Consider the following 13,209-nt stretch of genomic DNA (forward strand, 5'->3'; position numbering starts at 1 on the left):
CCGTGTTTGCGGGCGCGCCCGCTCCCACAGGGTGGACTGCGCAAGCCGCTGCCCCTGTGGGAGCTGGCTTGCCGGCGATGTGGCCGAGGCAGGCAAGAATTGCTGTTTGCCGACTGGCCAAAAAAAGGGCCCGCAAGGGCCCCGTAGAGGAAAGTGGCTAGCGCGCTCAGGCGCGCTCGACCTTGCGCGGCGCCATGAAGTACATCCATACCAGCGCCAGGAAGTACATCGCCGGTATCATGGTGAACAACACGGCATAGTTGTTATTGGTAGCGGTCAGTACGCTACCGACGATCTGCGTCATGAACATCCCGCCAATCGCCGCGCACATGCTGCCGAAACCGAACACGGTACTCACCAGGTGCTTGGGCGTGTAGTCCATCACCAGGCTCCAGATATTCGCCGTCCACGCCTGATGTGCACCCACTGCCAGCGAGATGGCCGCCACCGCGACCCACAGGCCACTGGCGTTGGCGGCAAGCGTGACGCTGACCATGGTGCAGGCGAAGATCAACATCGACACCAGCCGCGCCGTGGTGGCGCGCACGCCGCGGCCGATCAGCCAGGAAGACAGGATGCCGCCGCCGATGCTACCGAAGTCCGCTGTCAGCCAGATGATGATCAGCGGGATGCCCATCTGGGTCACGTTGATGCCCAGGCTGTACTGCTGGTTGAGGAACGGTGGCAGCCAGTACAGGTAGAACCAGAACACCGGCGCGGTTATCGCGTAAGCCACCGCGAACGCCCAGGTGCCACGCAGGCGCAGGATGCGGCTGAACGGTACGCGGGTCGGCTCGGGCTCGTCGTCCTGCTGGATGTATGCCACCTCGCTCTGGCGTACGCGTGGGTGATCTTCAGGGTTGTAGTACTTCAGCAGCCACAGCACCACCCACACCAGGCCAAGGCTGCCCATGGCGATGAACGCGGCCTGCCAGCCCCATACGGCCAGAATCAGCGGCAGCAGGGCCGGCGTGACCATGGCGCCGACGTTGGTGCCGGCATTGAACAGGCCGGTGGCGATGGCCCGCTCGCCAGCCGGGAACCACAGGCGCACGGTCTTCACGCAGGCCGGGTAGTTGGCGGCCTCGGTCAGGCCGAGGATGAAGCGGCAGACCATGAAGCCGGCGGCCGAAGTGGCCAGGCCATGGGCGCCGGTGGCCAGGCTCCACAGCAGCACGGCGAAGAAGAACGCGCGTTTTACCCCGACCTTGTCGATCAGCCGGCCCTGCAGCAGGAAGCCGACCGCATAGCCGACCTGGAACCAGAAGTTGATGTTGGCGTAGTCCATCGCCGTCCAGCTCATTTCCTTGGCCAGGACGGGCTGCATGATGCCGAGCGCGGCACGGTCGATGTAGTTCAGGGTGGTGGCGAAGAACACCAGGGCAAGCATGCCCCAACGGGTCTTGCCGACGCCGAAGGCGCCGCGAAGCTTGTCGCCGATCGAGCCCTGGGGCATCCGGGGGGCGGCGGGGGTGATCCTGGAGTGGTTCATAAACTGCTCGTTTCTTGAAATTGTATTCAGCTGCGGTGCTACGGGTGCGTGACCGGTTCCCAGGCAGGGGGACACGCAAGGCCGGTGCATGGTGAGCAGTGAAGGCGGCAGCGTCAATTCAAGGGAGGGGCTAGTGTTCGGTTATCGAACGGTTGCGTTGGCCTGCGGGTGAGGCAACGGGTCAACGTATATTGAGGGTAGACGGCGTGGCCACTCGTTGCTCAATACCGCAGGCTGGTGAGGTGCTGGTGGGAGGGAAGGGCGGTCGTGTTCCAGGCTGGGCATGAACTGTTTCTGGAGCAATCAGAACCATACCGTTGCCCAGCGTTCGACCTCCGCGCGGCCATACTGCTGAATCCACATTTGAAGGGTTTTGTGCAAGGTGCTTTTCGCTTCTACCTTCTCGCCGGTGTACGGGTTTACGTAGTACTTGCTTTGCCGCGACCTGAAGTGTGGGAGTGGTGGAAGTGGTAACCACGGGTGTTGAGTCTTGTAGCTTTCACATTCACTAATGGCCAGGACATGAGATAAGTCGAATTGGTATTCATCAAGCAGCGCGTGGAGTTTGCTTTCGAATTCGAACTCGCGTTTTAGGTGGGGGTTGATTTTTATGAAGGAGAGCTCGGACTTTTTGGCAGCAAGAAGGCGCTCGAGCGCACGAAATTCAGCAAGTCTGGACATGTCGTTTCTCCATCGGTTGATGGATGTAGTGTTAGTGGGTATTAAGTGGGAATGCAAGCAATGAAATAATTTGTGAAATGTTTTTAGGTGCCTATGGTGGTGCTGCCGTTGTTGGGTCTGTTTGGTTTTTAGATGCCAGTGTAAGTATATTCCTACCCGGCGATATTTTTTGAAATAGAGCAAGTTGGTATGGGCATGCTGGTGGGAGTTGGCTCGCCGGTGATGGGCCGCAGGGCGGCCCAGAAAGCTCGACTGTCAGGCTTCAGCCTATGGGCCTGTTTCTATCCGGGAATTGATTGCGGCTGTTCAACCGCTATCGTCGAAGTGGCTGGCTTATGCTTTCAATCAATGAGCCAGCCTGGATCTCCCTCAATCAGAGTCCCTCCGTGGCTGGTTGTGTCTCCTTCCCTGGCCGCTGGTTGTCCCTCGATGATCGTGCAGGCAGCGCCAGTTTCGATGACGGCACCGCAACTGATGCGATCACCCACACGTGCGACGGCCCTGCCATCGACGAATGTTGCGCTAGCACCGGTTTTCACGGTACCTACACCATGGATTGGGCAGCTATGACGATGACCTACGAGTACGATGGGTTTCATTTGCGCTTCCTTTTGCTTGGTCGGACAAGGGCCTCTTCGAAGGCTTCTGGGGGCGGTGGGGCTGCTCGGACGTTGAACAGCCGACAGACGCCGTACCAGCAGATGGCAAGCGTGATGTTGTAGGGGAACAGCACGGCCCAGAACGGCAGTTGCCAGTTCTTCTTGCCTTGCATTTCGCCGGGTTCGCCGGTTCGCCAGGGGGCGTAGTGGCGCCAGGCTTCTGCCGGGGTCAGGCAGATCGCGTGCAGTGGCTTGTGCCACCAGTTGGGTTCGCCGGGTGGGGGGAGTTTGTCCGGGCCGTGGTCCATGAAGTGGCGGAGGTATTCCCAGACTTCAGCGACGTGCTTGACGCCGGGTTCGGTGGGTTCGTTGCTGTCGACCCACAGGCAGTCTTTCTGGTGGAGGCTGCCGTCCTCTCGGCGAGGGGCGAAAGCGAGGGCATAGCTAGTGCTGAAAGAAGAGCCACCGAATTCGGTGCGTTTGAATACACCACCTCCAGTGTTATTCCAATCAAAGACTATGAGTTTATTTATTCGTTTGTAATAGATTTTCTTGGTGGATCTATTGAAGCATATGTCAGAAAGATTTTTTATGAAAAAGATTCGGTAGGCTAAGAATGGTGTAAAAATAAATGGCCCAAGTAGTTGTATTGCAATAAGTGCAGGTGCACCTTCCAGTTCGTAATTGATCGGGTACTTCATGAATCCTACGTAGGATACAAGCGCTATGGTTAAAATTGTAGCGGTATACATCTTGGCCATAAAAACTGAATCGGAAATCCATGGGTTTCTCAATTGTGCTAGTGTGTCGGTTAAATTAGAAATCTGTCCGTGGATTTTTGGACTTATATCAGTTTTTTTGCGTGGGCTAAATAGCCATGTTGTTGCCATGGTGTTATATCTCGATATATAGGCTTGAGGTTGAATTAGCGTTGGGGGATAAGCCTTGATTTGGGTGGTACTTTATTGATAGTGTGGCGCTTTTTGTTTTGGTTCTATCGATCTTGTAATGTAAAATAAGTCCTGCGGTAGTTAAGTGGCAGGTCGGCTCCGCTTGTAATGGGATTGAAGTGTGTCCGAAGTCAAAGGCTTTCAAGGTGCCGCGCCATTGGCTTTGCCCTATAAGGAAGTCTTTCAGAAGTACGGTGAACTCTATAGTGGTCATGCCTTCGTTTACATGACTATGGATGATTGTTGCCCAATCAGGTGTTGGCCAGTGATTGTCTGAACTCAATTCTGTGGTAAGCCCTTCAAGATTCAGGAGTGCTGTTTGTTCAGCCGTCAGTGCAATGGGGGTGTAGACTTGAGCATGCCAGGATTCAAGCTCTTCATTGATAGTGGCGAAGCCTGGGAGAAAACCTTGGTAGTCTAACTTCATATCGGAGCGGACCTCTCCATCGTTTTCTTTTGTGCCAAAAATACTTCTGCTGGCCCATAGTTCTATCGGACTATGGAGGCGCTCATGCGCTTTGGAGTGTAGGTAACCCCCCCCGGCAAGCACGGTGGCACCGACAAGCACCAGGCTTGCTGCAGCCCAACCCGCAAAGGGAATTAAAAACGTTGGGCCAGCGATGGCGAGGCTAGCTTCTAACATAAGAGCGGCCCCTGCGGCAGATGTGAATCCACCAGCAGCAGTATAAGCACCTGATATGGCGCTGCCGTTTTGTGACTGTCGATATCCTTTTAATATGTCTGAAGTTAATCCCAGTATAATTGCGGGGTAGCCAGAAGTGCGTGCGAATATATTGCCTCCTAAGTGCTTTATAATTCCATTGCCAAACGCGAAGCCAGGAGCCGTAAAACTTAACTTCATTGTTGCGGCTTTTTGCGTTGCCCGCACGCTGACCAATGTCGCCGCCGCCGCACCGATCACCCCGAAAATCGATGAAGCGAACCCCATGGTGTATTCCGGTGCACCGCTCTGCTGCAGGCTGTGGTAGGCGGTCTTGAGCGAGATCACGTTGAACCACAGCATTCCCGCATTCAATCCACCGCCGCCGCCCGATGTGAGTAACCCGAGAAAGTTGGGTTTAGCTCGCGCGGTGGTGGTCAGTTCGATTGATACCGTCCGGCTTCCCGAGATGCGTAGCTCTTTCATCTCTTCAACTTGCGCCATGCCGTTCTTCAGGTACTTCTCCACCTCCTGACTGAAAGGATTGTCCCGAATGGCCTGCTCGGTGATCTGGTAACGCGCTGCCAGCAGTCCCAGCGCTTTCTCGGCATTGGCCTCGCGCGCCGCCAACAACACTTGCTGACGCAGGCCATGACTGGCATCCCAGCGGGTCTGCCCACGCAGGCGCTTGAGCACCACGGTGGTGACCGACTGGGCGGTAAGGTCGGTGATGTCGGCCATGGCCGGAAAGCGACCCGCCAACCCTTCGATCACGTTGTCGCTGGCGCCGAACAGGCTGCCGATCGAATCCGCCTTGTCCTTGAACGGGTTGAATGGCGCCAGGGCGGTGTACAGCGGGCTGTCGTGCTGGTCCAGCCACTGTTCGAGACGTTTGAGCCGCGGGTCCAGTTCTTCAGTGCCGGGCGCCGGCTGGCCCATCGACTGAATCAGCAACGCCAAGGATATTTCCAGGCCGCGGGCGGAAGTGATTTCGTCGCGGTCGTAGCAGGCCAGGGCCGCAGCCAGGCTGTAGGGGTTATCGACATGCTCGGGTTCGGCGGTCCCGAGCCAGGCGTCATGGTCGTGGCTGGCCTGCAAGGCCTGGTTGCGCAACGCGATGATCCGGCGTTCCAGTTCATCGCGCTCGGTGAGGAAGTGCCGGTACTTGGCGAGGTCGAGGCGCTGTGCCAGGCGGGCGCCGTTGGGTGAGTAGTCTTCGTGGGTGAGGGCCTGAAAACGTGACTCGGACGGCGACAGGGCGGGGCCGCGGCGCTCGGTGCCAAGCCGGAACTCGGCCAGTTCCGGTGAAGGGGCATCCGCCGGGTACAGGCTTTCCAGCGTCTTGTTCAGCAGCATGGCCACCAGGTTGCGGTGGTGGAAATCGTGGCTTTGCACGCTCAGCTGTTCGGCATCCAGTTTGTAGCACGCCGGTACGCGTTCCTGCTCGGGCCCTTGTGCCGGCTTCATGTGCTCCAGCTGTTCGGCGGGCATCAGGTCGCGCAGTTGATGCTGGTAGGCCGACACCGTCAGGCTCAGGTCCAGGGCCATGCCTTCGGCATCGGTGAGCGCCACCACTACCGGTACTTTCGGCTGGGTGTAGGGGTAGTGCCGGCCGATGGCAACGAGGTTGCCGATGGGCAAGGTTTCGGTGATCGGGTCGCTGCTCCAGGTCAGGGGCATGCGCCGCTCGGTGGGCTTGAAGTCTTCGACCCAGGTTTGCAGGGCACTGACCGGCAAGACATGGCGTTGGGTTGAGGGTACCTGGTTGCCGGCTATCAGTTCGGCCATGTCCAGCTGGCGCATGTGCCGTTGGCGCAAGGCGGCTGAACTGGTGATGCGGGCGGTCATGGCGTTGGTCCACAGGTGCGGGCTGTAGCCGATCCACACTTCCCTGGCGGTATCGGGGCAGGTATCGGCCCACACCCAGCCCAGGGTGCGGCTGGACAGGTAGCGATCACGCCGGTGGTAGTCGTCCAGCCCGCGGTAGCGCAGTTCCTTGTAAAGGCCCGCGCCGACGTACTCGTGAATGACCAGTTTCTGGCCCAGGGCGCCTTGCATGAACACGTAGACATAGCCCGGGCGCAGCGCGCGCAGGGTGTAGGCAGAGTGTTGTAGTGGCCCGAAGCCTTGTTCGAGGTTGAAGCCTGCATCGGCATAGCGGCAGGCGGGCATATCGCCGGTGCGTGGCACGATGGCATAGCGCACCGGCAGGATGGGGATGCGTGCGCTACAGGCAGGGCCGGAGGTGGCGCTGCTGACGGAGGCGTCGTTCATGTACGCTTCCTTTTGACTGAATGTGCCGGGGCTTCCTCAAACGCTTCTGCGGGCGGTGGGGCTGCTCGAACATTGAACAGCCGGCAGATGCCGTACCAGCAGATGGCAAGCGTGATGTTGTAGGGGAACAGCACGGCCCAGAACGGCAGTTGCCAGTTCTTCTTGCCTTGCATTTCGCCGGGTTCGCCGGTTCGCCAAGGGACGTAGTGGCGCCAGGCTTCTGCCGGGGTCAGGCAGATCGCGTGCAGTGGCTTGTGCCACCAGTTGGGTTCGCCGGGTGGGGGGAGTTTGTCCGGGCCGTGGTCCATGAAGTGGCGGAGGTATTCCCAGACTTCGGCGACGTGTTTGACACCGGGTTCGGTAGGTTCGTTGCTGTCGACCCAGAGGCAATCCTTTTGGTGAAGGCTGCCGTCCTCTCGGCGAGGGGCGAAAGCGAGGGCATAGCTGGTGCTGAACGATGAACCGCCAAACTCAGTGCGCTTGAAAATCCCCCCTCCGGTATTACTCCAATCAAAGACTAATGTCTTGCTTAATCGTTGATAGTAGATTTTTTTGGAGGTTCGGTTGAGACAGATGCTTGATAGACGTTTTATGAAATATATTCGATAAGCAAGAAACGGAAGAAAAATAAATGGTCCAATCACTGTTCCAATGATCAGGATAGGGCTAAAGGTATATGGGCTCCAGGCTTCGTAGGATAGTAGGTCGGGGTATAGGCCAATCATTAATACGATAATCATTGCGCAGTACAATTTTCCCATGAAAACTGAATCTGTAACCCAGGGGTTTCGCAGGTATAAAATGTTTTTGGATAAACTGAGTAGCTGTCCGCCAATAGCAGGTTTATGTCCTGAGTGTGATGTTGTGTTAAATAGCCAGATGGTTGCCATGATCAGCGCTCAAGACGGAAAGTTGACAGGATCTCATTGTCCTCATCCAACCGTTGATTGACGTTGTAGGCTAGATGCAGTGAGACATGATTTTGGGTGCCTAACGTGTTCTCGAAATGAAGAACTAAGCCAGCACCTGCAATGTGGCCGGTCGGGGCGATTGGAAAAACGTCAATTCCTTGGTCGTTACGGAGTGCGCTCAAGCTTCCTGACCATTCACTTACTCCAAGCACGAAGCCAGGCAGCAGCACTGTGAACTCAACGTTTGGTTGAGGTGTGGCTACTTCGTTGCGAGTGATTGCTGTCCAGCTTGGCGGAGACCAGTGATTGTTATGATGCCATCTGGTGTCGACTTTAGTGGTTGAGGGTGCCTGGTTGCCGACTATCAGTTCGGCCATGTCCAGCTGGCGCATTTGCCGTTGGCGCAAGACGGCTGAACTGGTGATGCGGGCGGTCATGGCGTTGGTCCACAGGTGCGGGCTGTAGCCGATCCATACTTCCCTGGCGGTATCGGGGCAGGTATCGGCCCATACCCAGCCCAGGGTGCGGCTGGACAGGTAGCGATCACGCCGGTGGTAGTCGTCCAGCCCGCGGTAGCGCAGTTCCTTGTAAAGGCCCGCGCCGACGTACTCGTGAATGACCAGTTTCTGGCCCAGGGCGCCTTGCATGAACACGTAGACATAGCCCGGGCGCAGCGCGCGCAGGGTGTAGGCAGAGTGTTGTAGTGGCCCGAAGCCTTGTTCGAGGTTGAAGCCTGCATCGGCATAGCGGCAGGCGGGCATATCGCCGGTGCGTGGCACGATGGCATAGCGCACCGGCAGGATGGGGATGCGTGCGCTACAGGCAGGGCCGGAGGTGGCGCTGCTGACGGAGGCCTCGGTCATGGCCGCTTCCTTTTGACTGAATATACCGGGGCTTCCTCAAAAGCTTCTGGGGGCGGTGGGGCTGCTCGGACATTGAACAGGCGGCAGATGCCGTACCAGCAGATGGCAAGCGTGATGTTGTAGGGGAAGAGCACGGCCCAGAACGGCAGTTGCCAGTTCTTCTTGCCTTGCATCTCGCCGGGTTCGCCGGTTCGCCAGGGGGCGTAGTGGCGCCAGGCTTCTGCCGGGGTCAGGCAGATCGCGTGCAGTGGCTTGTGCCACCAGTTGGGTTCGCCGGGTGGGGGGAGTTTGTCCGGGCCGTGGTCCATGAAGTGGCGGAGGTATTCCCAGACTTCGGCGACGTGCTTGACGCCGGGTTCGGTGGGTTCGTTGCTGTCGACCCAGAGGCAATCCTTTTGGTGGAGGCTGCCGTCCTCTCGACGAGGGGCGAAAGCGAGGGCATAGCTGGTGCTGAAGGATGAGCCGCCGTATTCGGTGCGTTTGAAAATCCCCCCTCCGGTATTATTCCAATCAAAAACTAATACCTTGCTCAAGCGTTGATAGTAAATCTTTCGAGTTGACCGGTTGAGGCAGAGACTAGATAAACTTTTTATAAGGTAGATTCGATAGGCGAGGAAGGGGAGGAATATGAAGGGGGTAAGTGAAAATCCGATCATCAGCGCTAGGTCAAATGTATAGGGGTTCCAGGCATCGCTTGAGAAAAAAGAGGAAGGGTAGATGCTGATCATTGTTATCATTATTGATGCGCAGTAAAGTTTTCCCATGAAAACTGAGTCTGTAATCCAGGGGTTTCGAAGGCATAAAGTATTTTTGGATAAGGTCAATATCTGTCCGCCAATAGCCGGTTTATGGCCTGAGTCGGATGTCGTGTTGAATAGCCAGATGGTAGCCATGATCAGCGCCCAAGACGGAAAATTGAATGGATGCAATTGCCTTTTTCCAACCCTTGATTGGCACTGTAGGCTAAATGTAGTGAGACATGGTGTTGGTTGGATAGCGTGTTCTCGAAATGCAGAACCAAACCCGCAGCTACAAGGTGGGCAGAGGGCGCGATTGGGAAAACATCCAGCCCCCCATTGTCACGAAAGCTACTTAGGCTTCCTGACCATTCGCTTACCCCTAACACGAAGCTTGGCAGAAGCACTGTGAACTCAGCGGTTGGCTGAGCAGTGGCTACTTCGTTATGTGTTATGGCTGTCCAGTTTGGCGGCGTCCAGTGATCGTTCTGATGCCATCGGGTGTCGACTTTAGCTACACCGAGTGATATTGCCTGCTCAGCTGAAAGTAGTTTTGGCCCAAAATGCTCATTGTGCCAAGCTTCGATTTCCGCGTGCAGCGATGGGAATGCAGGCAGTTTTTTTTCATAGTCCAAGGTGATTTCAGGATGGACCTCTCCATCGTTAGTACGATTGCCGAAGATGCTGCGTGCTGCCCAAAGCTCAATTGGGCTGTGAAGTTGCTCATGTGCTTTGGCGTGAAGATAGAAGCCTCCTGCGAGGATTGCTGCACCTACAAGGACAAGCGCAGCTGCAGCCCATCCAGCAAAGGGCACCAACGACGTAGCGCCAGCAACTGCAAGTCCTGCTTCAAGTATGACAATGGAGCCAGCAGCCATGGTTGCCCCGCCAACCGCTGTATACCTGGCTGCCATTTGGTTACCATTGTTGCGCTGACGCTGTGCCTTAAGTACATCAGAAATTAGTCCTGTTATTATTGCCGGGTATCCCGCTAAACGCGCAAACAGATTACTGCTCAAGAATTTTATAATCCCATTGCCAAAGGCCATGCCAGGCGCCGTTGAGCTCAACCTCAGCATGACGGCCTTTTGCGTTGCGCGTACGCTGACCAATGTCGCCGCCGCCGCACCGATCACCCCTAAAATCGATGAAGCGAACCCCATGGTGTATTCCGGTGCATCGCTCTGCTGCAGGCTGTGGTAGGCGGTCTTGAGCGAAATCACGTTGAACCACAGCATTCCCGCATTCAATCCACCGCCGCCGCCCGATGTGAGTAACCCGAGAAAGTTAGGTTTTACTCGCGCGGTGGTGGTCAGTTCGATTGACACAGTCCGGCTTCCCGAGATGCGTAGCTCCTTCATCTCTTCAACTTGCGCCATGCCGTTCTTCAGGTACTTCTCCACCTCCTGGCTGAACGGATTGTCCCGAATGGCTTGCCCGGTGAGCTGGTAGCGCGCTGCCAGCAGCCCCAGCGCTTTCTCGGCATTGGCCTCGCTCGCCGCCAACAACACTTGCCGACGCAGGCCATGACTGGCATCCCAGCGGGTCTGCCCACGCAGGCGCTTGAGCACCACGGTGGTGACCGACTGGGCGGTAAGGTCGGTGATGTCGGCCATGGCCGGAAAGCGACCGGCCAACCCTTCGATCACGTTGTCGCTGGCGCCGAACAGGCTGCCGATCGAATCCGCCTTGTCCTTGAACGGGTTGAATGGCGCCAGGGCGGTGTACAGCGGGCTGTCGTGCTGGTCCAGCCACTGTTCGAGACGTTTGAGTCGCGGGTCCAGTTCTTCAGTGCCGGGCGCTGGCTGGCCCATCGACTGAATCAGCAGCGCCAAGGATATTTCCAGGCCGCGGGCGGAAGTGATTTCGTCGCGGTCGTAGCAGGCCAGGGCCGCAGCCAGGCTGTAGGGGTTATCGACATGCTCGGGTTCGGCGGTCCCGAGCCAGGCGTCATGGTCGTGGCTGGCCTGCAAGGCCTGGTTGCGCAACGCGATGATCCGGCGTTCCAGTTCATCGCGCTCGGTGAGGAAGTGCCGGTACTTGGCGAGGTCGAGGCGCTGTGCCAGGCGGGCGCCGTTGGGTGAGTAGTCTTCGTGGGTGAGGGCCTGAAAACGTGACTCGGACGGCGACAGGGCGGGGCCGCGGCGCTCGGTGCCAAGCCGGAACTCGGCCAGTTCCGGTGAAGGGGCATCCGCCGGGTACAGGCTTTCCAGCGTCTTGTTCAGCAGCATGGCCACCAGGTTGCGGTGGTGGAAATCGTGGCTTTGCACGCTCAGCTGTTCGGCATCCAGTTTGTAGCACGCCGGTACGCGTTCCTGCTCGGGCCCTTGTGCCGGCTTCATGTGCTCCAGCTGTTCGGCGGGCATCAGGTCGCGCAGTTGATGCTGGTAGGCCGACACCGTCAGGCTCAGGTCCAGGGCCATGCCTTCGGCATCGGTGAGCGCCACCACTACCGGTACTTTCGGCTGGGTGTAGGGGTAGTGCCGGCCGATGGCAACGAGGTTGCCGATGGGCAAGGTTTCGGTGATCGGGTCGCTGCTCCAGGTCAGGGGCATGCGCCGCTCGGTGGGCTTGAAGTCTTCGACCCAGGTTTGCAGGGCACTGACCGGCAAGACATGGCGTTGGGTTGAGGGTGCCTGGTTGCCGGCTATCAGTTCGGCCATGTCCAGCTGGCGCATGTGCCGTTGGCGCAAGGCGGCTGAACTGGTGATGCGGGCGGTCATGGCGTTGGTCCACAGGTGCGGGCTGTAGCCGATCCACACTTCCCTGGCGGTATCGGGGCAGGTATCGGCCCACACCCAGCCCAGGGTGCGGCTGGACAGGTAGCGATCACGCCGGTGGTAGTCGTCCAGCCCGCGGTAGCGCAGTTCCTTGTAAAGGCCCGCGCCGACGTACTCGTGAATGACCAGTTTCTGGCCCAGGGCGCCTTGCATGAACACGTAGACATAGCCCGGGCGCAGCGCGCGCAGGGTGTAGGCAGAGTGTTGTAGTGGCCCGAAGCCTTGTTCGAGGTTGAAGCCTGCATCGGCATAGCGGCAGGCGGGCATATCGCCGGTGCGTGGCACGATGGCATAGCGCACCGGCAGGATGGGGATGCGTGCGCTACAGGCCGGGCCGGAGGTGGCGCTGCTGACGGAGGCGTCGTTCATGTACGCTTCCTTTTGACTAAATGTGCCGGGGCTTCCTCAAACGCTTCTGCGGGCGGTGGGGCTGCTCGAACATTGAACAGCCGGCAGATGCCGTACCAGCAGATGGCAAGCGTGATGTTGTAGGGGAACAGCACGGCCCAGAACGGCAGTTGCCAGTTCTTCTTGCCTTGCATTTCGCCGGGTTCGCCGGTTCGCCAAGGGACGTAGTGGCGCCAGGCTTCTGCCGGGGTCAGGCAGATCGCGTGCAGTGGCTTGTGCCACCAGTTGGGTTCGCCAGGTGGGGGAAGTTTGTCCGGGCCGTGGTCCATGAAGTGGCGGAGGTATTCCCAGACTTCGGCGACGTGTTTGACGCCGGGTTCGGTAGGTTCGTTGCTGTCGACCCAGAGGCAATCCTTTTGGTGAAGGCTGCCGTCCTCTCGGCGAGGGGCGAAGGCGAGGGCATAGCTGGTGCTGAATGATGAGCCACCAAATTCAGTACGTTTAAAAATACCTCCGCCGATATTATTCCAATCAAAAATTATTACTTTGCTCAAGCGTTGATAGTAGATTTTTTGAGTTTTCCGGTTAAGGCATAAATTTGACAATCGTTTTATGAAATATATTCGATAAATTAGGAATGGAAGGAAGGTGAACGGCCCAAGCGCTGTTCCGGTGATCAAGATAGGGTTGAAGGTAGATGGCTTCCAGGCTTTATCGGATAGTAGGACCGGGTAGAATCCGATCATCAATGCGAGGATCAATGCACAGTACAGCTTTCCCATGAATACAGAGTCTATTATCCAAGGATTTCGTAGGTATAAAGTATTTTCGGAAAAGCTTAATAGCTGTCCGTTAATAGCAGGTTTATGACCTGAGTCGGATGTTGTGTTGAATAGCCAAATGGTTGCCATGA

At 57.4% G+C, this 13,209-nt stretch carries 9 protein-coding genes and 1 pseudogene; all 10 read right to left on the reverse strand.

The features are described 5' to 3' along the window. Nucleotides 1-166: 166 nt before the first annotated feature. A complete protein-coding gene (locus MKK04_RS10325) occupies nt 167-1,492 on the reverse strand; it encodes an MFS transporter (RefSeq protein ID WP_207830516.1) in 1,326 nt (441 codons plus the stop codon). A gap of 303 nt (nt 1,493-1,795) precedes the next feature. Then, the gene (locus MKK04_RS10330) at nt 1,796-2,173 is read right to left on the reverse strand and encodes a histone-like nucleoid-structuring protein, MvaT/MvaU family (RefSeq protein ID WP_207830514.1); all 378 of its coding nucleotides are present in this window, start codon (nt 2,171-2,173) and stop codon (nt 1,796-1,798) included. A 341-nt stretch (nt 2,174-2,514) separates the two neighbouring features. After that, complete coding sequence (locus MKK04_RS10335; RefSeq protein ID WP_082888413.1) at nt 2,515-2,772, reverse strand: PAAR domain-containing protein; 258 nt, start codon at nt 2,770-2,772, stop codon at nt 2,515-2,517. Beyond that, nucleotides 2,769-3,662, reverse strand: a complete 894-nt coding sequence (locus MKK04_RS10340) for a DUF6708 domain-containing protein (RefSeq protein ID WP_241106542.1) — start codon at nt 3,660-3,662, stop codon at nt 2,769-2,771. The genes MKK04_RS10335 and MKK04_RS10340 overlap by 4 nt, the downstream gene beginning before the upstream one ends. Before the next feature lie 4 nt (nt 3,663-3,666). Further along, a complete protein-coding gene (locus MKK04_RS10345) occupies nt 3,667-6,657 on the reverse strand; it encodes a T6SS effector BTH_I2691 family protein (protein WP_241106543.1) in 2,991 nt (996 codons plus the stop codon). Beyond that, nucleotides 6,654-7,547, reverse strand: a complete 894-nt coding sequence (locus tag MKK04_RS10350; protein WP_241106544.1) for a DUF6708 domain-containing protein — start codon at nt 7,545-7,547, stop codon at nt 6,654-6,656. Before MKK04_RS10350 ends, MKK04_RS10345 begins: the two co-directional genes overlap by 4 nt. Before the next feature lie 359 nt (nt 7,548-7,906). Continuing rightward, a pseudogene (locus tag MKK04_RS26645) lies at nt 7,907-8,431 on the reverse strand (toxin VasX); the annotation flags it as partial. Continuing rightward, on the reverse strand, nt 8,428-9,324 hold the full coding sequence (locus tag MKK04_RS10360) for a DUF6708 domain-containing protein (RefSeq protein ID WP_241106546.1): 897 nt from the start codon (nt 9,322-9,324) through the stop codon (nt 8,428-8,430). The pseudogene MKK04_RS26645 and the gene MKK04_RS10360, both read right to left, overlap by 4 nt. A 2-nt stretch (nt 9,325-9,326) precedes the next feature. Further along, nucleotides 9,327-12,317, reverse strand: a complete 2,991-nt coding sequence (locus MKK04_RS10365) for a T6SS effector BTH_I2691 family protein (RefSeq protein WP_241106547.1) — start codon at nt 12,315-12,317, stop codon at nt 9,327-9,329. After that, nucleotides 12,314-13,207, reverse strand: coding sequence for a DUF6708 domain-containing protein (locus tag MKK04_RS10370; protein WP_241106548.1), 894 nt, complete (start codon nt 13,205-13,207; stop codon nt 12,314-12,316). Before MKK04_RS10370 ends, MKK04_RS10365 begins: the two co-directional genes overlap by 4 nt. Nucleotides 13,208-13,209 lie beyond the last annotated feature (2 nt).

The organism is Pseudomonas sp. LS.1a (genome assembly GCF_022533585.1).
GTDB lineage: Bacteria > Pseudomonadota > Gammaproteobacteria > Pseudomonadales > Pseudomonadaceae > Aquipseudomonas.

Excerpts from the sequence above, each read along its gene's own strand:
- MKK04_RS10340 (WP_241106542.1), bottom strand. The coding sequence starts at position 3,662 with ATGGCAACAACATGGCTATTTAGCCCACGCAAAAAAACTGATATAAGT.
- MKK04_RS10345 (WP_241106543.1), bottom strand. The coding sequence starts at position 6,657 with ATGAACGACGCCTCCGTCAGCAGCGCCACCTCCGGCCCTGCCTGTAGC.
- MKK04_RS10365 (WP_241106547.1), bottom strand. The coding sequence starts at position 12,317 with ATGAACGACGCCTCCGTCAGCAGCGCCACCTCCGGCCCGGCCTGTAGC.
- MKK04_RS10370 (WP_241106548.1), bottom strand. The coding sequence starts at position 13,207 with ATGGCAACCATTTGGCTATTCAACACAACATCCGACTCAGGTCATAAA.
- MKK04_RS10330 (WP_207830514.1), bottom strand. The coding sequence starts at position 2,173 with ATGTCCAGACTTGCTGAATTTCGTGCGCTCGAGCGCCTTCTTGCTGCC.
- MKK04_RS10350 (WP_241106544.1), bottom strand. The coding sequence starts at position 7,547 with ATGGCAACCATCTGGCTATTTAACACAACATCACACTCAGGACATAAA.
- MKK04_RS10325 (WP_207830516.1), bottom strand. The coding sequence starts at position 1,492 with ATGAACCACTCCAGGATCACCCCCGCCGCCCCCCGGATGCCCCAGGGC.
- MKK04_RS10335 (WP_082888413.1), bottom strand. The coding sequence starts at position 2,772 with ATGAAACCCATCGTACTCGTAGGTCATCGTCATAGCTGCCCAATCCAT.
- MKK04_RS10360 (WP_241106546.1), bottom strand. The coding sequence starts at position 9,324 with ATGGCTACCATCTGGCTATTCAACACGACATCCGACTCAGGCCATAAA.